General features: G+C 61.6%; 21 protein-coding genes and 1 other RNA gene. 14 read left to right on the plus strand and 8 right to left on the minus strand.

Annotated elements, in window-relative coordinates; translation table 11 throughout:
* The first annotated feature begins 198 nt into the window (after nt 1-198).
* Entirely contained in the window at nt 199-1,167 is a 969-nt protein-coding gene (locus tag HW452_RS14680; protein ID WP_224106845.1) for a TAXI family TRAP transporter solute-binding subunit, read from the plus strand.
* A 96-nt stretch (nt 1,168-1,263) separates the two neighbouring features.
* On the opposite strand, the gene HW452_RS14685 is transcribed toward HW452_RS14680, so the two are convergent.
* On the minus strand, nt 1,264-2,223 hold the full coding sequence (locus tag HW452_RS14685; RefSeq protein ID WP_224106901.1) for a calcium/sodium antiporter: 960 nt from the start codon (nt 2,221-2,223) through the stop codon (nt 1,264-1,266).
* Nucleotides 2,224-2,510: 287 nt separating this feature from the next.
* Between HW452_RS14685 and HW452_RS14690 the strand changes: the two genes are divergently transcribed.
* From HW452_RS14690 to HW452_RS14700, 3 genes are all read left to right on the plus strand, one after another.
* Entirely contained in the window at nt 2,511-3,230 is a 720-nt protein-coding gene (locus HW452_RS14690; protein ID WP_224106846.1) for a metal-binding protein ZinT, read from the plus strand.
* A gap of 218 nt (nt 3,231-3,448) precedes the next feature.
* On the plus strand, nt 3,449-3,847 hold the full coding sequence (locus HW452_RS14695; RefSeq protein ID WP_224106847.1) for a lysozyme inhibitor LprI family protein: 399 nt from the start codon (nt 3,449-3,451) through the stop codon (nt 3,845-3,847).
* A gap of 152 nt (nt 3,848-3,999) precedes the next feature.
* A complete protein-coding gene (locus HW452_RS14700; RefSeq protein ID WP_224106848.1) occupies nt 4,000-5,361 on the plus strand; it encodes a GntP family permease in 1,362 nt (453 codons plus the stop codon).
* Between the two features lie 154 nt (nt 5,362-5,515).
* Here HW452_RS14700 and ssrA read toward each other — a convergent pair.
* Nucleotides 5,516-5,895, minus strand: a transfer-messenger RNA (tmRNA) gene (gene ssrA / locus HW452_RS14705).
* A gap of 44 nt (nt 5,896-5,939) precedes the next feature.
* On the minus strand, nt 5,940-6,431 hold the full coding sequence (gene smpB, locus HW452_RS14710) for an SsrA-binding protein SmpB (protein ID WP_224106849.1): 492 nt from the start codon (nt 6,429-6,431) through the stop codon (nt 5,940-5,942).
* Nucleotides 6,432-6,557: 126 nt separating this feature from the next.
* Here smpB and HW452_RS14715 point away from each other — a divergent pair, with 126 nt between their 5' ends.
* Both HW452_RS14715 and HW452_RS14720 read left to right on the plus strand, forming a co-directional pair.
* The gene (locus tag HW452_RS14715; protein WP_224106850.1) at nt 6,558-6,992 is read left to right on the plus strand and encodes a type II toxin-antitoxin system RatA family toxin; all 435 of its coding nucleotides are present in this window, start codon (nt 6,558-6,560) and stop codon (nt 6,990-6,992) included.
* Entirely contained in the window at nt 6,982-7,293 is a 312-nt protein-coding gene (locus HW452_RS14720; protein ID WP_224106851.1) for an RnfH family protein, read from the plus strand. Before HW452_RS14715 ends, HW452_RS14720 begins: the two co-directional genes overlap by 11 nt.
* Before the next feature lie 9 nt (nt 7,294-7,302).
* Here the strand turns inward: HW452_RS14720 and HW452_RS14725 are convergent, their stop codons facing one another.
* A complete protein-coding gene (locus tag HW452_RS14725; protein ID WP_224106852.1) occupies nt 7,303-7,773 on the minus strand; it encodes an outer membrane protein assembly factor BamE in 471 nt (156 codons plus the stop codon).
* 72 nt (nt 7,774-7,845) lie between these two features.
* Here HW452_RS14725 and fur point away from each other — a divergent pair, with 72 nt between their 5' ends.
* Nucleotides 7,846-8,298, plus strand: a complete 453-nt coding sequence (gene fur, locus HW452_RS14730) for a ferric iron uptake transcriptional regulator (RefSeq protein ID WP_224106853.1) — start codon at nt 7,846-7,848, stop codon at nt 8,296-8,298.
* Between the two features lie 114 nt (nt 8,299-8,412).
* On the opposite strand, the gene recN is transcribed toward fur, so the two are convergent.
* Nucleotides 8,413-10,086: a DNA repair protein RecN gene (gene recN, locus HW452_RS14735; RefSeq protein WP_224106854.1), complete on the minus strand. Its 1,674-nt coding sequence runs from the start codon at nt 10,084-10,086 to the stop codon at nt 8,413-8,415.
* A 230-nt stretch (nt 10,087-10,316) separates the two neighbouring features.
* Here recN and grpE point away from each other — a divergent pair, with 230 nt between their 5' ends.
* The 7 genes from grpE (at nt 10,317) to HW452_RS14770 (ending at nt 19,247) form a co-directional block, all read left to right on the plus strand.
* The gene (gene grpE / locus HW452_RS14740) at nt 10,317-10,946 is read left to right on the plus strand and encodes a nucleotide exchange factor GrpE (RefSeq protein ID WP_224106855.1); all 630 of its coding nucleotides are present in this window, start codon (nt 10,317-10,319) and stop codon (nt 10,944-10,946) included.
* A 130-nt stretch (nt 10,947-11,076) separates the two neighbouring features.
* Entirely contained in the window at nt 11,077-13,008 is a 1,932-nt protein-coding gene (gene dnaK / locus HW452_RS14745) for a molecular chaperone DnaK (protein ID WP_224106856.1), read from the plus strand.
* 125 nt (nt 13,009-13,133) lie between these two features.
* Nucleotides 13,134-14,291: a molecular chaperone DnaJ gene (gene dnaJ, locus HW452_RS14750; protein ID WP_224106857.1), complete on the plus strand. Its 1,158-nt coding sequence runs from the start codon at nt 13,134-13,136 to the stop codon at nt 14,289-14,291.
* Between the two features lie 78 nt (nt 14,292-14,369).
* Nucleotides 14,370-15,269, plus strand: a complete 900-nt coding sequence (locus tag HW452_RS14755) for a DMT family transporter (protein ID WP_224106858.1) — start codon at nt 14,370-14,372, stop codon at nt 15,267-15,269.
* Nucleotides 15,270-15,487: 218 nt separating this feature from the next.
* On the plus strand, nt 15,488-16,249 hold the full coding sequence (locus HW452_RS14760; protein WP_224106859.1) for a gluconate 2-dehydrogenase subunit 3 family protein: 762 nt from the start codon (nt 15,488-15,490) through the stop codon (nt 16,247-16,249).
* Nucleotides 16,250-16,257: 8 nt separating this feature from the next.
* Nucleotides 16,258-18,024 carry a GMC family oxidoreductase gene (locus HW452_RS14765; protein WP_224106860.1) on the plus strand — a complete coding sequence of 589 codons (1,767 nt, stop codon included), beginning with the start codon at nt 16,258-16,260 and terminating at the stop codon, nt 18,022-18,024.
* Nucleotides 18,021-19,247 carry a c-type cytochrome gene (locus HW452_RS14770; protein WP_224106861.1) on the plus strand — a complete coding sequence of 409 codons (1,227 nt, stop codon included), beginning with the start codon at nt 18,021-18,023 and terminating at the stop codon, nt 19,245-19,247. Before HW452_RS14765 ends, HW452_RS14770 begins: the two co-directional genes overlap by 4 nt.
* A 72-nt stretch (nt 19,248-19,319) precedes the next feature.
* Here the strand turns inward: HW452_RS14770 and HW452_RS14775 are convergent, their stop codons facing one another.
* The 3 genes from HW452_RS14775 to HW452_RS14785 are packed head-to-tail and all read right to left on the minus strand — an operon-like array spanning nt 19,320 to nt 22,247.
* Entirely contained in the window at nt 19,320-20,069 is a 750-nt protein-coding gene (locus HW452_RS14775; protein ID WP_224106862.1) for an ABC transporter ATP-binding protein, read from the minus strand.
* On the minus strand, nt 20,063-21,133 hold the full coding sequence (locus tag HW452_RS14780) for a FecCD family ABC transporter permease (RefSeq protein WP_224106863.1): 1,071 nt from the start codon (nt 21,131-21,133) through the stop codon (nt 20,063-20,065). Before HW452_RS14780 ends, HW452_RS14775 begins: the two co-directional genes overlap by 7 nt.
* On the minus strand, nt 21,123-22,247 hold the full coding sequence (locus HW452_RS14785; RefSeq protein ID WP_224106864.1) for an ABC transporter substrate-binding protein: 1,125 nt from the start codon (nt 22,245-22,247) through the stop codon (nt 21,123-21,125). The genes HW452_RS14780 and HW452_RS14785 overlap by 11 nt, the downstream gene beginning before the upstream one ends.

Consider the following 22,247-nt stretch of genomic DNA (forward strand, 5'->3'; position numbering starts at 1 on the left):
GCTGCCTTGGTCCCTTCAAGAAGCAGAAATCTTGCTCAAGGGAAGAGCCCCTGAAGCAGCCGCACGGCGCTTAATCGATAGCCTGAAAAGCATGTTTGTGTCCGGCAAAGGTCATGCTATGTTAGGCGCTCGCTGCGCCACTGTCCCGGCCTGGGCGAACGATACCGGCAAGTATTAAGTTAACCCAGGAGTTGATTCATGCCTTCTCCCTTTCGCTCCGCTGTCACTTTTTCGCTGCTTCTAGCCGCTTTTTGCTCCACAAGCCAGGCGGTGCATGCTGAAACCCGTATTACCTACAAGTCGGCAACGGCCGGCACGGCGTATCATGAAATGGGCGCCGAGCTTTCCGAGGCGATTGACAGCGCCACCAGCGGGCAGATCATCCTCGCCCAGGAGGAGAGTCAGGGATCGGTTCAGAACGTGATGGAGGTGATGGCCCGCCAGGGTAACTACGTGTTTACCACCCCTTCAGATCTGGTGGAGCAAGCCCTGACGGCAACGGGGCCGTTTACCGAGCGCCCGCATCCGCGCTTTCAGAATATCCGCGGGCTGTTTCCTCTTCCTGCCATGACCATGCATTTCATTCTGGGAGGCGATGACGGCGTGGTCAGTACCGATGCGCTCAAGGGCAAGCATATCCTGATTGGTCGGGGCACCTTCAGCGCTCGCGAAGCCGCACGCTACTTCACTCTGTTTGGGTTGGACAAGCAGATAAGGATTGCCGATGCGACGCTGGGCAGCGGGCCGGAAGCGCTCAAGAATGGCCAGATCGACGGTTTCGTGACGGCCAGCTCGTTTCCTACGCCCAATATCTTCGACGTGGCCGCCAGCATGCCGATTTCCATGGTCAGCCTGAGCGATGAGCAGATCGACATGATCGGCACGCCGCGTCGAATCATTCCCGGCGGTACCTATCCCGGGGTCAATCGGAACGTGCAGACCACATCGCTGCCGGTCATGGCCTATACCACGACGCAGATGGATGACGACCTGGCCTATACCCTGACCAGAACCTTCTGGGAGGTGCTGCCCGCCATGGCGGCCGAGTCTTCCTGGTGGAGTGGCATCACGCCCGAGCTGCTGGGCAATATGGCAGGCAAGCTGCACGCCGGGGCATTGCGTTACTACGAAGAAGTGGGCATTGATATACCCGAGGCGCTGCGCTAGGGCCTGGCTGGGAACGCTGGATACGATAAAAAACGCCGCTGCGGTTTTATCGCGGCGGCGTCATTGCTAGAGCATGGAGAGAATGTGTACCAGCGCTTAGCTGATAACGGTAAAGCTTGCCGTCAAATAGGCTGCATAGCCTAGCAACAGCAGCGCCCCTTCACCACGCGACAGGCGCAGGCCGGTGTACAGGAACACCATCAAGATCGCCGACGCCCCCAGCATGACCCATTGGTCGAACGTTGCCATGCGCTCTACCAGGGTCAGCGGCTGGAGAAAGGCTGATACCCCCAGGATGCCCATGATGTTGAAGATATTACTGCCCAGTATGTTGCCTACTGCCACATCGGCATGACGGCGCAGCGCGGCAATGATCGATACGGCAAGTTCGGGCAGGGAAGTGCCGACCGCGACGATCGTCAGGCCGATCACTGCTTCGGAAACGCCCATTGCCTGGGCCACGCCCACGGCACCATAAAGCAGCAGTTGGGAGCCACCGATCAGCAGCGCAAGGCCGCCCACCAGCGCGACCACGATCATCGGCACGCCCATGGGCAGTTGCGTCACTTCTTCTGCTTCGGCGGCATGTACGGTAGCTGCGGGGGCGTCGTGGCGGCTTTCGCTCCAGTAGGCCCAGCCAAGGTAGATCGCAAGCCCAAGCAGCAACAGCAGGGCATCCAGGCGTGCCAGGCTGCCATTCAGGGCCAGCACGATAAACAGTACCGCCGCCAGCAGCATGACCATGCCATCGCGCTTGAGGGCCTGAGGCTGTACCGTCATTGGGCAGATCAGTGCGCAAAGCCCCAGAATCAATAGAATGTTGCCGATATTGCTGCCCACTACATTGCCGATGGCAATATCCGGCTGGTGATTGATGGCCGCCTGAATGGATACCACCAGCTCCGGCGAGGACGTGCCAAACCCGACGATCACCAGGCCGGTAAACAGCGGCGAGACGCCCAGACGTTTTGCCCCCGCCACCGCCCCGCGTATCAAACCTTCGCCGCCCAGCGTCAGCAATACGATTCCAGCCAGTAAACTCAGCCCATAAAGCAGCATGCTTACCCCCTCAGCAGTGTCCGAACGTTCAGGAAAAACCTGTATTAGCGACTATAGATGTGAGCCTGAAAGATAGCGAGACGAATATGCCTAACGCGCACACCGGCGTATGGCAGACAGCATTTCAAGATGCGAGCGCGTGCACTGGCAAGAGAGAACCTGGGGCAGGCAGGTGCAGATGATATATCGATTGAAATTGTGTTTGTTTAATGAAATGTTATATCGTAATTTTAGTGATCGGAAAGCACTGCTCATTTCACTCATCAAAAAAGGAACCCGACCCTATGACGCTTTTTTCAAGCAAGCATCTCGGCGCATTTGCCATCAGCTCGCTGGTAATGGCCAGCACCAGCACCGCCCTCGCCGCTGATCACGAGCACCACGACCACGGTCATGCTCACGACCACTCGCACGATCATGCTCACGACCACTCGCACGATCATGCCCACGACCACGGACACTCTCACGACAGCGATATCTATGCGGGCCATTTTGACGATGACCAGGTCGCCGACCGTCCACTTTCCGACTGGGAAGGCGACTGGCAGTCCGTGTTCCCGTATCTCGAAGACGGCACGCTGGATAAGGTGTTCGCCCATAAGGCAGAGCATGGCGACAAGACTGCCGAAGAGTACAAGCAGTACTACACCACCGGTTATGAAACCGACGTGGATCGCATCGTGATCGAAGGGGATAGCGTTACCTTCTACGAGAACGGTGAAGAGAATACCGGCGAGTACCGCTACGATGGCTACGAAATCCTGACCTACGCAGCAGGCAACCGCGGCGTACGGTTCATCTTCGAGCTCGAAGACGACGCCGACAATATGCCCCAATATATCCAGTTCAGCGACCACGATATCTACCCGACGGACGCGCACCACTTCCACCTCTACTGGGGCGATGATCGTGCTGCTCTTCTCGAAGAAGTTACCCACTGGTCGACTTACTACCCATCCGAACTCGATGGCGATGGAATCGTTGACGAGATGCTCGCTCACTAACCGACAGGTACCGGCGTGCGTTCACCCGGTCACGTGTTCAGGCAGCAACGGGGCGCTGGCAGACATGCTGGCGCCCTGGCATTTTCGCGCTGTGCAGAATGGACTATAAGGTAAGGGTGGCTATATAGCCGCTTTCGTACTCTCGATTCGTATTCTTGATTCGTACTTTCGGTTCGTACACTCGGTTCGTACTCTCGACAAAAGCGGGCAGAATTCTTATGCGCTTATCTTTACTGTGTGCAGGTGTGGTCCTTTTGGTGGCAAGCAGCCTGGTGATAGCCGGCGACGAGTGCGAAAACGCCAGTACGCAGCAGGCGCTCACGGCGTGTGCGGGGCAGGCGTATCAAGCCGCGGATGACACGCTTAACGAGGCTTATCAGTCGCTGGTCAAAAGGCTCGAGAACAATGATTTGTCGCTTGAAAAACTCAGGGCAGCCCAGCGCAAGTGGATCGGCTTTCGTGATGCAGAGTGCGCCTTCGAGAGTAGCGCCGTGGAAGGCGGCAGTGCCCAGCCCATGGTTCGCAACGGCTGCCTGGAAACGCTGACCCGAGCGCGTACCGAGCAGCTGAGAGAGTATGCCCGCTGCGAAGAGGGGGATATGAGCTGCCCGCGGTAAGTAACTGGCCATGCCCGGCACGGTTTTTTCATCTTGTTGTGTACGCCCCCTAGCCGCTTCGGGTAGGTTATGCCGTCGCTTGGGCGATCGACGCGCTGAGCGAAGGTGATACGCATCACGTTGAATGAGCAACCATTTAGTAGGGGAAAGGCATGGGGCTGGTCTTAATATTGTTGATAGTGGTGGCATTTATCGTCCTTGCCACCAGCAAGTGGAAGGTGCATCCCTTCCTGGCGCTGCTGGGCGCGGCCTTCATGGCCGCCTTTGCCTACCGGCTACCCATCGACTCGGTGGTAGGCACGATCACCTCCGGGTTTGGGGGAATTCTCGGCTATATCGGCCTGGTGATCGTGCTGGGCACCATCATCGGGGTGATTCTGGAGAAAAGCGGGGCAGCCATTACCATGGCCGATTTCATCATCGCCCGGCTGGGGGATCGTTTCCCGACGCTGACGGTATCGATGATTGGCTATATCGTTTCGATTCCGGTGTTCTGCGATTCCGGCTTCATCATTCTCAATTCGCTCAAGGAGTCGCTGGCCAAGAAGCTGAATACTTCGTCGATCACCATGAGCGTGGCGCTCGCCACCGGGCTTTATGCCACGCACACCTTCGTGCCGCCCACGCCGGGGCCGATTGCGGCAGCAGGCAACCTGGGGCTCGAGTCGAACCTTGGGCTGGTGATTGCGGCGGGTATTCCGATTGCCGCGGTTGCGGCCATCGCCGGCATGCTCTGGGCAAAGCGCTTTGCCCGCACGGCGCCAGACGTGCACGACACGCCCCTGCACGCGGATGACCAGTGGCAGGATTGGGAGGCACTCAAGGCAAGCTACGGGCGCCTGCCGGGGCCGTTGGCGGCGTTTGCGCCGATCATCGTACCCATCCTGTTGATCTGTATCGGCACCATTGCCCGCCTGCCGGCCGCCCCTTTCGGCGACGGGATGATCATGGATATCCTCAGCCTGCTCGGGCAGCCGTTGACGGCCTTGCTGATCGGCCTGCTGCTTTCCTGCACGCTGCTGAAAAGCGACGACAAGGTCGCCGAGTTCAGTGAACGTATCAGCGACGGTATCCTGTCGGCAGCGCCCATCTTGCTGATCACCGGAGCCGGGGGGGCCTTCGGCGCAGTGCTCAGCGCGTCACCGCTGGGGGATTATCTGGGCAACACGCTCTCTGCGCTGGGTATCGGTATCCTGATGCCGTTTATCGTCTCGGCGGGGCTAAAGTCTGCCCAAGGGTCGTCCACGGTAGCGCTGGTGACGACCTCCGCGCTGGTCGCGCCCATGCTGGATTCGTTGGGACTGGGAAGTGATATCGGGCGTACGCTCACGGTAATGGCCATCGGCGCCGGTGCCATGACAGTGTCGCATGCCAACGACAGCTTCTTCTGGGTCGTCTCGCGCTTCAGCCGCATGAGCGTAGGGCTCGCTTACCGTGCTCAGACGATGGCAACGCTGGTTCAGGGCGTGACCGCAATGCTGCTGGTATATGGGCTGTCGCTGGTACTGCTGTAGGTTGCTGTTTGCTTTAATGCCCTTGGCCGTGCCCAGCGGTGCGGCCAGGGGCTTGTAAAACGCAGTTCACTACCTGCTGAATTGATGGCTCGCGGTATTCTCATATTTCAGGCACAAAAAAAGCACCGTCAGGTGCTTGATTTGCAGGGGTGTCTGGTGGAGGCGGCGGGAATTGAACCCGCGTCCGCCAGCACGCGCCTATTGGCTCTACATGCTTAGATTTCGTCATTTGCTTTAACGCGACTGACTCCGACGATCAGGATTCAGCCACGCGAGCCTTCTAAAGTTTAACGGTTGACGAGAAGACACCGCCAACCGCGGTCCTATCAGCTTTAGCTCATATCCCCGCAGTGATGAATAGGCACATCACCTTGGGGCCAGACAAGAAGCTAGCAGGGTTTAAGCTGCCAGCGCGCCTTGAGCGTAGTTTTCGTCGTTTGCGACTATTTTTCGTGATGTGGGATTTACGAGATACATCACGCTCTCGGCATGCACCGCAAGGGTTGTCACCGGCGTCGAAACCATGTCGCCCCCTTATTCAGAGCCGTATTCTAACGTGCTCGGAATCAATTGACCAGTTATGCGCGATTATGTTCCCGCATGATCCGACCTTTTTGACGATTCCAGTCACGATCTTTTTCGGTGGCGCGCTTGTCATGCAGCTGTTTACCCGTAACCAGCGCCAGTTCGCACTTCACCTTGTTGCGCTTCCAGTAGAGCTTGAGTGGCACGCAGGTGTGGCCCTTGTCCTGGGTGACCGAGAAGATCTTGGCGATCTCCTTGCGGTGGAGCAGCAATTTGCGCGTACGCGTCGGGTCGGCGATCTCGTGGGTGCTGGCCGTGTTGAGCGGCATGATGTGACTGCCCAGCAGGAATGCCTCGCCGTTACGCACCAGAATGTAGGTGTCGGTAAGCTGGGCCTTGCCTGCGCGCAGGCTCTTGACTTCCCAGCCGGCAAGCACCAGGCCTGCCTCGAAGACCTCGTTGATATGGTATTCGAACTTTGCCTTCTTGTTCTGGGCAATAACGCTGCTGCTAGGGCCCTTGCTGTTGCCTTTCTTCGTGGCCATGGAACCTCATCTATAATCTGTCGGTGGCACCCCCTTCGTTATATGGGGAGGCGTGATACCATTCAAGGTCTGAAAAAATGTTTCCCATGATACGCTTTGGGCACTGTGAAGTCAGCGGAGAGGTCAATGCCAACCGTCAATCGTTCCGCCCTGGTGCGGCACACCCCCCAGCAAATGTTCGATCTGGTCAACGATTTCGAGCACTACCCCGAATTCTTGCCGGGCTGTCGTCGTGCGCGTCTGCTTGAGCGTGATGCCGACCATCTGATTGGTGAAATGACGCTGGGTCGTGCGGGGGTGGAGCAGACCATCACCACGCATAACGACCTGTTTGCCCCGGAGCGAATCGAGCTTTCCCTGGTGAAGGGGCCGTTCAAGCGCTTGAAAGGGCGCTGGCTGTTTACACCGATGGGAGAAAACGCCTGCAAGGTGAGCCTGGAGATGGATTTCGAATTTGCCAACCGTCTGTTAGGCATGGCGTTCGGCAAGTTGTTCCAGCAGGTGGCCGGGCAGCTCGTGGAGGCCTTCACCAAGCGCGCTGATGAGCTGTATGGCCCCTGATACCCTGGTGGTAGAGATCGCCTTTGCCCTGCCTCACAAGCAGCGTATCGTGGCGCTGGAGGTGCCCTCAGGCACAACGGCCCGTCAGGCGGTCACGCTGGCCAACATGCCCGAACTGTTTCCGGAGTTGCCGGCGGTAACGTTCAGCCAAGCGCCGCTGGGTATTTTTGGCAAGGCACTGCGCGAGCCCGATGCGCACGTGCTGCGCGCCGGGGACCGCGTGGAAATCTATCGCCCGCTCGAGATCGATCCCAAGGCCGCCCGTCTGGAGCGTGCCAGGCGCCAGGCGAGCGGCCAGTAAGCCAACAGGCTACTCGGCTTGAATCACCGGTTGCGGTGTCGGGGCCGTATCCGGCGTTTGAGCCTGCGGGCGCTCGGTAGGCAGCGCATCCAGCGGATCGGCGCCTTCCAGGGCCGGGCCCAGGCCTTGATTGCTGCTTACCGGGAGATCGCGCGAGAAATTCCCCTGCTGCTGCACATTGCTGAGCCGACCCGAACGGTCGAAGGTAAGCGTCACGCGCCGCTGCTCGACGCCGCCGTAGGCTTCGTCCAGGCGGTAGACGTAATCCCACTGGTTGGCATCGAACGGTGCTTCCATCAACGGACGGCCCATCACATACACGACCTGATCCTGGGTCATGCCCGGCTGCAGCTGGCTGACCATCTGCTCGGTCACCAGATTGCCCTGGGGAATGTCACGCTTGTAGACACCGACGTAACTACAGCCACTTACGACAGTAAGGGCAACGGAAAGGGTGATGATACGAGTCAATTTTTGCATTTGAGCCTGTTCTTCACTATCGTGGTTTCGGTCGATCATACCCGACCTAACCTGTTACTGCGAAGAGCAACCATGGCCGATCAGAACCATGAACTGCGCAAAGCCGGGCTGAAAGTGACCCTGCCGCGCGTCAAGATCCTGCAGATTCTCGAAAATGCTTCGGGTCAGCATCACCTTAGCGCAGAAGAAGTGTACAAGACACTGATTGATGCGGGCGAAGATGTTGGCCTGGCTACCGTTTACCGCGTCCTGACTCAATTCGAGTCAGCCGGGCTTGTGATTCGTCACAATTTCGACGGTGGTCATGCAGTCTTTGAAATGACCCAGGAAGACCACCACGACCATATGGTGTGTCTGGAAAGCGGTGAAATCATCGAGTTTCTTGATGACATCATCGAGCGGCGCCAGCAAGAGATCGCCGAAGAGCACGGCTATGAGCTTGTCGATCACGCCCTGGTACTATACGTACGTCCCAACGGTTCGGACGTGACGCGCCAGATCAACGTGAGCACCAGCAAGAAGTAGGCGCAACCCCGCCTTTGTTAGCCGTCGCCTAAAACCCCCATGCTGCCCTCGTGATCAACGGGAAGCGGCATGGGGGTATTTTGCGTGGTAGTGTTTTTTTTCAGCGGCAGGCTATCAGTGGGGCGGGCGCTGGCTGGCGTGAAGCATCTCGCGGGCGTGGGCGAGCGTCTGGTCGGAAAGCGTCACTCCGCCCAGCATGCGGGCAAGCTCGCTGACCCGACCGCGCTCGTCAAGAAGCGCCATGTGGGTAAGAGTGGTATCGCGCGTCGCGCGCTTTTCGATATGCAGATGCTGGTGCGCCTGCGCCGCCACCTGGGGCAGGTGGGTAACGGTCATCACCTGGCCATTTTCACCCAGCCTGCGCAGCAGCTGGCCGACAATTTCCGCCGTGGCGCCCGAGATACCCACGTCCACTTCGTCGAATACAAGGCTTGGAATGGTGGAGTGCGAGGCCGCCACCACCTGAATGGCCAGGCTGATACGCGAAAGCTCGCCGCCGGAAGCCACCTTGGCAAGCGGGCGTGCGGGCTGGCCCGGGTTGGCGCTGATCAAGAACTGGGTGTGGTCGAGGCCCTCTGGTGAAGGGGTTTCCCGCGGTGAAACCGCCACTTCGAAGCGTGCCTTGCCCATGGCCAGGAATGCCAGCTGCTGCTGCACTTCCTTGCCCAGACGCACGGCGGCCTTTTGACGGGCTTCGCTGATCTGCTTGGCATCGTGGCGGTAGCGTTCGCGATACTCGGCTACCTGGTTGCTGAGGGACTCCAAGTCGTCATCGCTGGCTTCCAGCTGGGCCACTTCTCGCTGCAGAGATTCATGCAGCGCGCAGATCTCTTCCGGCGCCACGTGATGCTTGCGCGCCACGCGGTGTACATCTGCCAGCCGGTCTTCCACCCAGGCCAGGCGTTCGGGGTCGAGTTCCGTGGTGCCGGCAAGGCGGTGCAGTTCACCGGCCGCCTCTTCGACCTGAATGCGCGCATCAGACAGCATGGCCAGCGTATTGGCCAGCGTGCCCTTGTCGCTGCCCGGTAGGGCGCTCAAGCGGGCGTAGGCCTGGTTGAGCAGGGAAAGGGCACCGCCGTCGTCGCTTTCGCAGCAGTCGGCGGCAAACTGGGTTTCACGCAGCGTCTCCTCGGCGTGAGCCAGGGTGTGCTGCTCTTCTTCCAGGGTTTTCAGCTCGTCTTCACCCAGCGCCAGTTGATCCAGCTCCTCTACCTGATAGCGCAGAAGCTGGCGCTTGGCCTCCACTTCGCTGCCTTCCTCGCTGAGCTTTTTGAGCCGCCGCCGGGCCTGGCGCCATTCGCGGAAGGTGTCCGCCAGCGCGTTGCGCGCCGCGTGCAGGCCCGCGTAATCATCCAGCAGGGCGAGGTGCATCTCTTCACGCATCAGCGCCTGATGGGCGTGCTGGCCGTGAATCTGGATGAGCTGTTCGCCGAGTGACTTCAGGTCGCTGATGGTGGCCGGGTGGCCATTGATCCATGCTTTCGAGCGGCCGCTTGCCGTCACCACGCGGCGCAGCAGACATTCATCGAAGGGCAGCTCGCGCGCCTTGAGCCACTCGATGGCGGCAGGCAGGCGCTGAATGTCGAAGCGGGCGGAGAGGTCGGTGCGCTCGCAGCCATGGCGGACGCTGCCCGCATCGGCGCGCTCACCAAGGCAAAGGCCCAGGGCGCCGAGCAGAATGGATTTACCGGCACCTGTTTCCCCGGTAATGGCGGTCATGCCCTGGGTCAGATCGAGCTCAAGGCGGTCGACGATGGCGTAATCTTGAATCGCTAGCTGAGTAAGCATGATGCCTCCTGAGGCGATGCGGCACAGAAGCTGGATACTTATCCAATAATTGGTGTTTTATACAGTAGTCGATAACTCACTTCAATGCCCCTCTTGAGATGGCTTTTCATGGCCCCCATATAACGCGCATACGTATTCATGACGCCTGCCTGTTAGGCAAGCATCCAGATTCAAGACGCTTTTTTTAACGCCGGGCATGCATGGCCCGCCCTCATTTTCAGGAGCATGGCATGGCTAAAGAACCGCAAACGCCGCTGGATAACGAACTATCCCGCCAGGAGCAGGAAGCCGACTTCACCGACCAGGACGCCGAGGAGCGTCTGGTGGATGGTGAGCTAGAAGGCCTGATCAATGATGAAGCGCCGCTTGAAGGCAGCATTGCCGACCCGGAAGCGGACATTCTGGCCGCCAAGGTAGAGGAGCTCGAGCAGAGCCTTTCCGACGCCAAGGACCAGGCGCTGCGCGCCGCCGCCGAGGCCCAGAACGTTCGCCGCCGGGCCGAGCAGGAAGCCGACAAGGCTCGCAAGTTCGCCCTGGAGAAGTTCGTCAAGGATCTGCTGCCCGTGGTGGATAGCCTGGAGAAGGCCCTCGAATCCATGCAGGACGGCGCGTCTGAGGTACACCGCGAAGGCGTTTCCATGACGCTGAAAATGCAGCTCGACGTGCTCAACCGTTTCGGTGTCGAGAGCGTAGAGCCTCAGGGCGAGCCCTTCGACCCTCAGGTGCACGAAGCCATGGCCATGGTGCCAAACCCAGAGCTTGAGCCCAATACGGTGATGGACGTGATGCAGAAAGGGTATCTGCTGAATGGTCGCCTGGTTCGTCCGGCGATGGTCGTGGTCAGCCAGAAGGCAAATTAAGCCGATTAGTGGCACAAGGTGCAAAAAAAGCCCTTGAAAAGTTACCGGCGGCCCCCAGATAAGGGGCAACCCTGCGGGGAAGCCCGCAAACGTTTTAAGTACCGAGACAACTGAATTCGAGGTTTTTGCTATGGGACGTATTATTGGTATTGACCTGGGTACCACCAACTCTTGCGTGGCGGTACTCGATGGTGACAGTGCTAAGGTGATCGAAAATGCCGAAGGCGGCCGCACCACGCCTTCCATCATCGCTTACACCGACGATGGCGAAACCCTGGTAGGCCAGGCGGCCAAACGCCAGGCGGTTACCAACCCGGAAAACACCCTGTATGCCATCAAGCGCCTGATCGGCCGTCGCTTCAAGGACGACGTCGTTCAAAAGGACATCAAGATGGTGCCCTACAAGATCGCTGAAGCCGATAACGGCGACGCGTGGGTAGAGGTCAAGGGCAAGAAGATGGCACCGCCGCAGGTAAGCGCGGAAGTGCTGAAGAAAATGAAGAAGACCGCCGAAGACTACCTCGGTGAAACCGTTTCTGAAGCGGTCATCACCGTGCCGGCCTACTTCAACGACAGCCAGCGCCAGGCAACCAAGGATGCCGGCCGCATTGCCGGGCTTGACGTCAAGCGCATCATCAACGAGCCGACCGCTGCCGCCCTGGCCTACGGCATGGACAAGTCGCGTGGCGACAAGACCATCGCGGTCTACGACCTGGGTGGCGGTACCTTCGATATCTCGATCATCGAAGTGGCCGACGTTGAAGGCGAAACCCAGTTCGAAGTACTCGCCACCAACGGCGACACCTTCCTGGGTGGTGAAGATTTCGACCTGGCGCTGATCAACTACCTGGTCGATCAGTTCAAGGCCGACAGCGGCATCGACCTGTCCGGTGACAACCTGGCCATGCAGCGTCTGAAGGAAGCCGCCGAGAAAGCCAAGATCGAGCTTTCCAGCGCCCAGCAGACCGACGTGAACCTGCCCTACATCACCGCCGACAACACTGGCCCGAAACACCTGAACGTCAAGGTGACCCGTGCCAAGCTGGAATCGCTGGTCGAAGATCTGGTTCAGCGCTCGCTCGAGCCCTGCAAGATGGCCCTGAAAGACGCAGGTCTTTCTGCCTCTGAAATCGACGAAGTAATCCTGGTCGGTGGTCAGACCCGCATGCCGATGGTGCAGAAGAAAGCGGCTGACTTCTTCGGCAAGGAAGCGCGTAAAGACGTCAACCCGGACGAAGCCGTGGCCGTGGGCGCTGCGATTCAGGGTGGCGTACTGGGCGGCGACGTGAAAGACGTCCTGCTGCTCGACGTGACCCCGCTGACCCTGGGTATCGAAACCTTGGGCGGCGTGATGACGCCCCTGATCGAGAAGAACACCACCATCCCGACCAAGAAGACGCAAACCTTCTCGACCGCGGATGACAACCAGACCGCCGTGACCATTCACGTGGCCCAGGGTGAGCGCAAGCAGGTCGCGCAGAACAAGTCACTGGGTCGTTTCGATCTCAGCGACATTCCGCCGGCACCGCGCGGTGTTCCGCAGATCGAAGTGGCTTTCGATCTCGACGCCAACGGTATCCTGAACGTGTCCGCCAAGGACAAGGCGACCGGCAAGGAGCAGTCGATCGTCATCAAGGCGTCCAGCGGCCTGTCCGATGAAGAGATCGATCAGATGGTGCGCGACGCGGAAGCCCACGCGGACGAGGACAAGAAGTTCGAAGCGCTGGTGCAGCTGCGTAACCAGGCGGATGGTATGATCCACGCCACCCGCAAGACCCTCGAAGAGGCTGGCGACAAGGCGACCGATGAAGAGAAGCAGAACATCGAGACCGCCATCAGCGAGCTGGAAGAGGCTGTCAAGACCGACGATCAGGACAACATCCAGAAGAAGCTCGATGCCCTGACCGAAGCGTCCGGCCAGCTGGCCCAGAAGATGTACGCCGAGCAGGCGGAAGCGGCCCAGCAGGGTGGTGAAGGCGCCGAAGAAGCCAGCACCAAGCAGGACGATGACGTGGTTGACGCCGAGTACGAAGAAGTCAACGACGACAAGAAACAGCAGTAAGATCCTCTTTCTGCCAAGGAAGAAGGTAACGCGGGAGACACCTCCCGCGTTGCTGTTTCCGCGGTTGAGACCCTCATCATGTGCATCGTCATCGAGTGCATAGTTAACCAGGAGGCGTAGGACCCATGTCCAAACGCGATTATTACGAAGTCCTGGGTGTCGATAAAGGGGCCGATCAGAAAGAGATCAAGAAGGCCTACCGCCGCCTGGCGCAGAAATTCCACCCAGATCGAAACCCGGACGATAACACCTCGGCGGAAAAATTCCGTGAAGTGTCAGAAGCCTACGAAGTGCTGAGCGACGGCGAGAAGCGCGCGGCGTATGACCAGTTTGGTCATGCCGGCGTGGATGGCCAGGGCGGCGGCTTCGGCGGCGGCGGTTTTGGTGGAGGTGGCGCTGGCGACTTTAGCGACATCTTCGGCGATGTGTTTGGCGATATCTTCGGTGGCGGCGGTGGTGGCCGGCGGCGCGGTCCCAACGCACCGGCGCGCGGCTCTGATCTGCGCTACAACCTCGAGCTCGACCTGGAAAGCGCCGTGGCGGGTACCACGGTGGATATCCGCGTGCCGCGGCATATCAACTGCGACCGCTGCGAAGGCGATGGTGCCGAGCCAGGCTCCACCAAGGAAACCTGCCCGACGTGTCATGGCCACGGCCAGGTACGTATGCAGCAAGGCTTCTTCGCGGTGCAGCAGACCTGCCCGACGTGTCATGGCAACGGCCAGCACATCAAGGTGCCGTGCCACAAATGTAACGGCGAAGGCCGCGTGCGGGAAACCCGTACGCTGTCGGTGAAGATTCCGCCCGGCGTGGATACCGGTGATCGCATTCGTCTTAACGGCGAAGGTGAAAGCGGCGTCAACGGCGGCCCGGCGGGTGATCTGTACGTGCAGGTGGCCATCAAGGCGCACCACATCTTCCAGCGTGACGGCAAAAACCTGCACTGCGACGTGCCGATCAACTTCGTGGATGCCGCACTCGGTGGCGAGCTTGAAGTGCCCACGCTCGATGGCCGCGTGAAGCTCAAGATTCCGCCGGAAACCCAGACCGGCAGGCTCTTCCGCCTGCGCGGCAAGGGCGTGAAGCCGGTTCGCGGCGGCGCCCCGGGGGATCTGCTCTGCAAGGTCGTGGTCGAAACGCCGGTCAACCTGGGCGACGAGCAGCGTGACCTGCTGCGCAAGTTCCAGGAAAGCCTGGAAGGCAGCAACAGCCACAGCCACTCGCCCAAGAAAACCGGCTTCTTCGACAGCGTGAAGAAGTTCTTTGAAGAGATGAAGCCCTGACCCTGACGTCGTGGTAAACGTTAGGTTCTCTAGACCCTCGGCCATGGCCGGGGGTCTTTGACGTAAGGAACATGGATAATGGATAACCTTCAAGATCGGCCTGGGCTCGGCATCTTGCTGCGCATTCTGTCCGGGGTAATGTTCACCGGCATGATGGTGTGTATCAAGGCGGTGAGCGAGGCGGTGCCGGTGGGCCAGTCGATCTTTTATCGCTCGCTGTTCGCGCTGATTCCCATCGTGATCTTCTTGATGATTCGCCGGGAGTTCCCCGGGGCATTGGCGACTCGGCGGCCGCTCGGGCACCTGCTGCGCTCGGGGTTGGGGGCGGCGGCGATGTTCTTTTCGTTCTCGGCGGTCGCGTTTTTGCCGGTGGCCGAGGCGACGCTTCTGGTGCAGCTTTCGCCGATCTTCATGGCGGTGGGCGGGGTGCTGCTGCTGGGCGAGACGTTCTCGTTCTATCGGGCCGGGGCCATCGTGCTGGCGCTTTTGGGCATGGCGGTGCTGGTGGTGCCCGAGCTTGGCGCGGGCGGCGGCGATGGGCGGCTTTGGGGCTACGCGCTCGGCACTGCCGGTGCGCTTCTGACCGCGGGGGCGCTGCTCACCATCCGCCATATTTCGCGTACCGAAACCGCCGGGTCGATCGCGTTCTACTTCATCGTGGTGTCGTCGCTGGCCGGGCTCGCCACGTGGCCGCTGGGCTGGGCCGATTTGACCGGTACCGAGTTTTCCCTGCTGGTGCTTTCGGGGCTGTTCGGCGGCGCGGGGCATATCGCCATGACCCTGGCGTTTCGCTATGCCGAGGTATCGAAGCTCGCGCCGTTCGAGTACGTGGCGCTGGTCTGGCCGATCGCCGCCGACTGGGTACTGTTCGGCATTCCCATCTCCAGCGGCTTTCTCATGGCGCTGCCCTTGATGCTTGCCGGCGTGGCGCTGGCCTCGCTCGAAGGCCGCCGGTTCGGGCGATCCTTCAAACGATAAGCCGAAGGCGGCGCGCATTCCGCGCCGTCTCGGTACGGCCCTCACCTCCATTTCCCCTGCCGAATTTCGCTTCGACGTTGCGACAAGCTGCCCCGTCTCCTATGTTTTAAAAAATAATTAGCAGGTTACGCAGTCGGGTGATCTGCACGCGCTGAGGGTAGTGCCCGTTCCGGGCGTTCGCTGCCTGACAGCGGGCCAACACAAGCAAGGGAACCGTGATGAAGCATAAAGACGATGACGCCGCGCCCGGCGGGCTGACGCGCAGGCAACTGCTGGGCTCGTCGGCGGCGCTGTTGGTGGGCGCTTCCGGCGCGGCCAGCGGGCTGACGTTTCAGGGAACGCCGGAGTGGAAGCCCTTCGACAACGTGGCCGTCGAGCCCGTCGATACCGAGGCCGAATGGCAATTCTTTACCGATGAGGAAGCGGCGACGGTCGAGGCCATCGTCGAGCGCCTGATTCCCGCCGATGATCTGAGCATGAGTGGCAAGGACGCGGGCTGCGCGGTGTTCATCGACCGCCAGCTGGCCGGCGCCTACGGCGGCTACGAGCGCCTCTACATGCATGGCCCCTTTCAGGATGGCACGCCGGAGCAGGGCGACCAGTCCGCCCTGACCCCCAGGCAGCGCTATCGGCTGGGGCTGGGCGCGCTCAACGACCACTGCCGCAACGAGCACGGTGCCGTCTTCGCCGAGCTGGGCGAAGATCAGCGCGACCGGCTATTGGCCCAGCTGGAGGACGAGGAGATTCAGCTCGACGATATCGACACGCCGATTTTTTTCGAGCTGGTCTTGAAGAACACCATGGAGGGCTTCTTCGCCGATCCTATCCATGGCGGCAACCGCGATATGGTTTCCTGGAAAATGCTGGGCTTCCCCGGTGCCCGCTACGACTACCGCAACTACGTCGAACGACACAACGAAGACCTGGGATTCGAGCCGGTAAGTATCGGCGGGCGTCCTGACTGGCAAACGCAGGGATAGCAAAGCATATGGCAACCAAACTACCTCCTACCGACGCCGTGGTGGTCGGGCTCGGCTGGGCCGGCGCGATCATCGCCAATCAGCTCGTCGACGCGGGCCTCAAGGTCGTGGGCGTCGAGCGCGGCCCGTGGCGCGATACCGCCAGGGATTTCAACATCGCCTCGGTCACCGACGAGTTGCGCTACGCCCAGCGCCAGGAACTGATGCTGCGTACCGCCCAGAACACCATCACCCTGCGCAACAACCCCACGCAAACGGCGCTCCCGATGCGCCAGTGGGGGTCGTTCCACCCCGGCAACGGCACCGGCGGCGCGGGCAATCACTGGGCGGGCATCACGTTTCGTTTTCAGCCCGAAGAGTTCCGGCTGAAAAGTCATCTGGAAGAGCGCTACGGCGCGGACTCGATTCCCGACGAGCTCTCGCTGCAGGACTGGGGCACGGACTGGGAAGAGATGGAGCCGCACTACGACGCCTTCGAGAAGATCGCCGGCACCTCCGGCCGCGCGGGGCAGCTTGCCAGCGGCCGGCAGGAGGGTGGCAACCCCTTCGAGGGCGTACGGTCGAGCGACTACCCCACGCCGCCGTTGAAGCAGCCCTACTCGCCGACGCTGTTCGCCGAGACGGCCCGGGAAATGGGGTATCAGCCGTTCCCGGTGCCGTCGTCGCTGGTGTCCGAGGCCTACACCAACCCGCTGGGCGTCACCATGGGGCCGTGTACCTTCTGCGGCTTCTGTACCAACTACGGCTGCGCCAACTACTCCAAGGCCAGCGCCATCACCACGGTGCTGCCGGCGCTGATCCGCAAGGAGAATTTCGAGGCGCGCACCCACTGCGAAGTGCTCAAGGTAACGACCGACTCCGACGGGCGCCGCGCCACCGGCATCGTCTACGTCGACTCCGCCGGGCGACGCTGGGAGCAGCCCGCCGAAATCGTGGTCATCGCCGCGTTCACCTTCGAGAACGTGCGCCTGATGCTGACCTCCAACATCGGCGAGGCCTACGACCCGGCCACGCGCCGCGGTACCACCGGGCGCAACTACGCCTACCAGACCGCCAACAACGTGCAGCTCTTCTTCGATGACAAGAACTTCAACCCGTACATCGGCGCGGGTGCCGTGGGCATGGGCATCGACGAGTTCAATAACGACAACTTCGACCATGCCGGGCTTGGCTTTTTCGGCGGCGGCAGCACCCGGGTCACGCCCATTGGGGCCACGCCGATCAACGCACGACCCACGCCGCCGGGCACGCCGCGCTGGGGCTCGAACTGGAAGCGGGCCACGGTGGATAACTACGCCAGCACCATGACGATCGGCTGCGAGGCGAGCAACTACTCCTCGCCCAACAACTACCTCTCGCTGGACCCCACCTACCGCGACCGGCTGGGCCGGCCGCTTCTGCGCATCACCTTCGACTTCACGGAAAACGACCTGCGCATGGCGCAGTACGTGACCGAGAAGACCGCGGAAATCGCCCGGCGCATGAACCCGCGCCAGATCGTCGCCAATCCGCGCACCGGGCCCTGGGATGGCCGTCCGTATCAGTCGTCTCACGTGGTGGGCGGCTTCGTCATGGGCGCCGACCCGAGCAACAGCTCGGTCAACAAGCATCTGCAGGTGTGGGGCGTACCCAACCTCTTCGTGGTCGGGGCCTCCGCGTTTCCGCAGAACCCGGGCTACAACCCCACCGGCACGGTCGGGGCGCTGGCCTTCAAGGCCGCCGACGGCATCGTCAACCACTACCTGCGCAACCCCGGGGAGATGATCAGCACATGAAAACGCTCGTGGGGGTTACGCTGGCGCTGGTGCCCATGGCGGGCTGGGCGGCCAGCACCGAATATCAGGACATCGAGCGCGGGCGCTATATCGGCGTGCTGGGGGATTGCGCGGCCTGTCACACCGCCAACGACGACCAGCCGTTTGCCGGCGGCGTGCCGCTGGAGACGCCTTTCGGCACGCTCATTGCGCCCAACATCACCCCGGACCCAGCCACCGGGCTTGGGCGATGGAGCTATGAGGAGTTCAAGGCGGCGATGACCGAAGGGGTCGGCAAGGGCGGTTATCATCTCTACCCGGCCATGCCGTATCCTTCCTATACGCTGATGCACGAGAAGGACATTCGCGATCTCTGGTCGTTTTTGCAGACGGTGACGCCGGTCGAAAACGCCATAGAGGCCAACCAGCTGCCGTTCCCGTTCAGTATTCGCTCGGTGATGATGGGCTGGAACTGGCTGAATTTCGACGAGCGAACCTTCGAGCCCGACCCGGAACAGTCCGACGAGATCAATCGTGGCGCCTACCTGGTCGAAAGCCTGGGACACTGCGGCACTTGCCACACGCCGCGCAACTTCATGGGCGGCGAAGGGAGCGACAAGTTTGCCGGGGCCACCGTCGAGGGGTGGTACGCGCCCAACATCACGCCGAACGCCCACGTGGGCATCGGAAGCTGGAGCGACGACGAGCTGGTCGAGTACCTGCAAACCGGCGGCAATCGCTACGGCTTCGCCTCCGGCCCGATGGCCGATGAAGTGCATCACTCCTCTCAGCACTGGACCGAGGACGACTTGTACGCCGTGGCGCGCTACCTGCTCAGCGGGGCGGGCCTCGACTCGAGCGACTGGGACCGCGAGCCGCCAGAGCCGCTGCCCGAAGACAACCCGCAGGTCGCTGCCGGAAGCCACATCTACTTCGACCGCTGTTCCGGGTGTCATACGCCCAACGGCGGCGGCGAGTACGGCATCTTTCCGCAGCTGGCCAGCAACCCCCTGGTCAACGGTGACAACACTACCTCGCTGATCCGGGTCGTGCTGGCCGGCAGCCGCCCGGTGGCCACCGATGCCAAACCCACCGCACCGGCCATGCCGTCGTTTGCCTGGAACTTGAATGACGAGGAGGTCGCCAGCGTGCTGACGTTCGTGCGCAACAGCTGGGGAAATGCCGCGCCGGCGGTATCGGCCGGGGAGGTGGCGGATCTGCGCGAAGAGATGCGCGGCAATTGATCGTGACGCCGGCAGGCAGCGGTCGCCTGCCGGTGTCGATAACGTCGGGTCGTGAATAGCGGGCCAAAAGCGCTAGACGGCCTCTTCGACGATCAGCTGAGGCCGCCCCTTCGAGCAGGGTTCGATACGCGCCTCGACCCGGTAGACCTGGCGCAGAAGCGCGGGAGTGATCACCTCCTGGGTGGCGCCGCAGGCGATCAGTCGGCCCTGCTCGATCACCATCGCGCAGTCGGTGAAGCGCAGCGCATGATTCAAATCGTGAAGCGCCACCAGAATCAGCATGCCGCGCTCGTCGGCCAGCCGTCGCAGCACGGTGAGCAGGTTGATCTGGCGGTTCAGGTCGAGCGCCGAGGTGGGCTCGTCGAGCATCAATATCTCCGGCTCCTGAACCAGCGCCTGGGCCGCACTCACCAGCTGGCGCTGCCCGCCGCTCAAATCGCCGATGTCGCGCTCGCCAAGCGAGGTGATGGCAAGCTCTTCAAGCGCCCGGTCCACCTGGGCGAGATCCTCCGGCTGAACCTTGAGGCTTCGCCCCTGCATGCGCGCAAGCAGCACCGACTCATAGACGCTCAGTACCGCTTTCGCGCCGGTCTCCTGGGGCATGTAGGCCACCGGGCGCTCGGCATCGCTGCCTTCGATGGCGACCTCGCCTTGCCCCTGAACCAGGCCCAGGATGCGGCGAAAGAGCGTCGATTTGCCCGCCGCGTTGGGGCCGAGAAGCGCCACGACCTGGCCGCCGTGAAAGGTGGGCGTGGTGACGTCGTCGACGATGGTGCGGCGCCCGTAGCGCGCGGATACGTGAGTGAGCGTGAGCCTTACCATGACGCCTTCTTGTGGTTGAGCACCAGAAACAGGAAAAACGGAATGCCGACCAGGGAGGTGATGATGCCGATGGGGATGATCGTACCGGGAATCACGAGCTTCGAGATCACCGAACCCACCGAGAGTATCAGCGCGCCGCAAAGCGCCGAGCCGGGCAGGAAGAAGCGTTGGTCCTCACCCAGCAGCATGCGCGCGATATGCGGGCCGACCAGGCCGATGAAACCGATGGTGCCCACGAAGGCCACCGCCACGGCGGAGAGAAGCGACACCAGAATCAGCACCTCGAGGCGCAGCGCCCGCGGCTTCACGCCCATGCTCTCGGCCTTGGCATCGCCCAGGCGCATGGCGGTCAGCGCCCAGCCGTGGCGGGCCAGAAGCGGCATGACCGCAGCGAGAATGCCCAGCGCGATCCAGAACTTGGGCCAGGTGGCCTTGGTGAGGCTGCCCATGGTCCAGAACACCACGGCGGCCACCGCCTCCTGGCTGGCGAAGAATTGAATCAGCGCCATGAGGGAGTTGAAGATGAACACCATGGCGATGCCCAGCAGCACGATGGTTTCCACCGTCACGCCCCGCTTCATGCTCAACAGATGGATCATGAATGCGGTGAACATCGCCATGACGAAGGCGTTGATGGGCACCACGAACTCGATGGCAGCGGGAATGATCGCCACGCCAAAGGCGAGCCCCAGGGCGGCGCCGAAGCTTGCCCCGGCGGAGATGCCGAGCGTAAAGGGGCTCGCCAGCGGGTTGCTCAGGATGGTCTGCATCTGGGCGCCGGCCACCGACAAACTCGCCCCCACCACCAGCGCCATCAGCGCCACCGGCATGCGGATCTCCCAGAGAATCACCCGCGCCTGGTGGCTCACGCTACCCGGGGTGAGCAGCGCGGCGATCACCTCGGACAGCGTATAGCGTGCCGGGCCCAGGGCCAGGTCCACGCACAGGCTGAAAAACAGTGCCACGATCAGGGCGGCCAGAATCAGCTGGCGGCGCAGCACCTGACTTTTGTAGTGTGTCCGCCCAAGCGTCGCCGGGGCCGTGACGGCGCTGTCACTCATCATCGAGGGAAATCCAGTAGCCGGACTCAAACTCGATCGGCAAAAAGCGTTCGTGGAGCTCGCGCATCGTCTCTTCCGGGTCGAGATCCTCGAAGAGTTCCGGATGCAGCCACTTGGCGATCTGCTGAATGGCCACGAAGTAGTAGGGGCTGTTGTAGAACTGGTGCCAGATGGCGTGGACGTTGCCCTCCGCCACCGCCTGAATGCCGGTCATCGCCGTACGCTCGGTCAGTCCTTCGAGCTTGGCGCGGGCGACCTCAAGATCCGCGCCCGGGCCCACACCCACCCAGTCGCCGCCGGGCACGTAGGCATCCCAGTTGCCGCCGGTGACGATCACGTGCGCCGGGTCGGCGGCGATGATCTGCTCCGGGTTCAGCACACCGAAGGTGCCCGGGATGATGCCGTCGGCGATGTTGGCGCCGCCGGCAAGGGTCACGTACTCGCCGAAGTTGGCCGGGCCGAAGCTCATGCAGCACTCGTCGGAGTAGCCGCCGGCGCGGTCGATGAACACGCTGGGACGCTCCGGGTCTTCGCGTTCGATCACGTCGGTCACCCGGGCAAGCTGCGCCTCGGCAAAGTCGATGAACGCCTCGGCGGCGTCTTCGTCATCCATGATCTGACCCATCAGGCGCATCGAGGGGATCGTATGGGCGATCGGGTCCTCGCGAAAATCGACGTAGACGATGGGAATGCCGAGCTTGGCAAGCTTGTCGTCATAAGCCGCGTCTTCGGTGGCCGCCTTGGCTTCCAGGTTCATGAACACCACGTCCGGCGAGAGCGACGCCGCCTGCTCCACATCAAACGTGCCGTCCTTGAAGCCGCCGAAGGTGGGGATATCGGCGATCTCGGGGAAGCGCTCGGCGTAGCGGGCGTAGTTGTCCGGGTCGGCCTGGGGGAAGTCCTCGCGCCAGCCCACCACATGAGTGAAGGGGGCCTCGGGCTCGAGCAGGCCCAGCAGATAGATCTGGCGGCCTTCACCGAGGATGACGCGCTCGGCGGGGGCATCGAAGGTGACCTCGCGGCCGGTGATGTCCACTACCTCGACGGGGGCGGCCTGGGCCGCCGCGCAGCCAAGCGCGGCAGCGCCGGCCAGGCCTTTCAACAAATGAGTGCGCAT

This window comes from Vreelandella aquamarina (assembly GCF_020075495.1).
GTDB classification, from domain to species: Bacteria; Pseudomonadota; Gammaproteobacteria; order Pseudomonadales; family Halomonadaceae; genus Vreelandella; species Vreelandella aquamarina_A.

What these genes read in the sequence shown, in the direction of transcription:
- HW452_RS14720 (WP_224106851.1), top strand. Translation starts at nt 6,982, where the DNA reads ATGGCCCCTGATACCCTGGTGGTAGAGATCGCCTTTGCCCTGCCTCAC.
- HW452_RS14700 (WP_224106848.1), top strand. Translation starts at nt 4,000, where the DNA reads ATGGGGCTGGTCTTAATATTGTTGATAGTGGTGGCATTTATCGTCCTT.
- smpB (WP_224106849.1), bottom strand. Translation starts at nt 6,431, where the DNA reads ATGGCCACGAAGAAAGGCAACAGCAAGGGCCCTAGCAGCAGCGTTATT.
- HW452_RS14690 (WP_224106846.1), top strand. Translation starts at nt 2,511, where the DNA reads ATGACGCTTTTTTCAAGCAAGCATCTCGGCGCATTTGCCATCAGCTCG.
- HW452_RS14785 (WP_224106864.1), bottom strand. Translation starts at nt 22,247, where the DNA reads ATGCGCACTCATTTGTTGAAAGGCCTGGCCGGCGCTGCCGCGCTTGGC.
- HW452_RS14755 (WP_224106858.1), top strand. Translation starts at nt 14,370, where the DNA reads ATGGATAACCTTCAAGATCGGCCTGGGCTCGGCATCTTGCTGCGCATT.
- recN (WP_224106854.1), bottom strand. Translation starts at nt 10,086, where the DNA reads ATGCTTACTCAGCTAGCGATTCAAGATTACGCCATCGTCGACCGCCTT.
- HW452_RS14715 (WP_224106850.1), top strand. Translation starts at nt 6,558, where the DNA reads ATGCCAACCGTCAATCGTTCCGCCCTGGTGCGGCACACCCCCCAGCAA.
- dnaK (WP_224106856.1), top strand. Translation starts at nt 11,077, where the DNA reads ATGGGACGTATTATTGGTATTGACCTGGGTACCACCAACTCTTGCGTG.
- grpE (WP_224106855.1), top strand. Translation starts at nt 10,317, where the DNA reads ATGGCTAAAGAACCGCAAACGCCGCTGGATAACGAACTATCCCGCCAG.
- HW452_RS14770 (WP_224106861.1), top strand. Translation starts at nt 18,021, where the DNA reads ATGAAAACGCTCGTGGGGGTTACGCTGGCGCTGGTGCCCATGGCGGGC.
- HW452_RS14725 (WP_224106852.1), bottom strand. Translation starts at nt 7,773, where the DNA reads ATGCAAAAATTGACTCGTATCATCACCCTTTCCGTTGCCCTTACTGTC.
- HW452_RS14695 (WP_224106847.1), top strand. Translation starts at nt 3,449, where the DNA reads ATGCGCTTATCTTTACTGTGTGCAGGTGTGGTCCTTTTGGTGGCAAGC.
- dnaJ (WP_224106857.1), top strand. Translation starts at nt 13,134, where the DNA reads ATGTCCAAACGCGATTATTACGAAGTCCTGGGTGTCGATAAAGGGGCC.
- HW452_RS14680 (WP_224106845.1), top strand. Translation starts at nt 199, where the DNA reads ATGCCTTCTCCCTTTCGCTCCGCTGTCACTTTTTCGCTGCTTCTAGCC.
- fur (WP_224106853.1), top strand. Translation starts at nt 7,846, where the DNA reads ATGGCCGATCAGAACCATGAACTGCGCAAAGCCGGGCTGAAAGTGACC.
- HW452_RS14760 (WP_224106859.1), top strand. Translation starts at nt 15,488, where the DNA reads ATGAAGCATAAAGACGATGACGCCGCGCCCGGCGGGCTGACGCGCAGG.
- HW452_RS14765 (WP_224106860.1), top strand. Translation starts at nt 16,258, where the DNA reads ATGGCAACCAAACTACCTCCTACCGACGCCGTGGTGGTCGGGCTCGGC.
- HW452_RS14780 (WP_224106863.1), bottom strand. Translation starts at nt 21,133, where the DNA reads ATGATGAGTGACAGCGCCGTCACGGCCCCGGCGACGCTTGGGCGGACA.
- HW452_RS14775 (WP_224106862.1), bottom strand. Translation starts at nt 20,069, where the DNA reads ATGGTAAGGCTCACGCTCACTCACGTATCCGCGCGCTACGGGCGCCGC.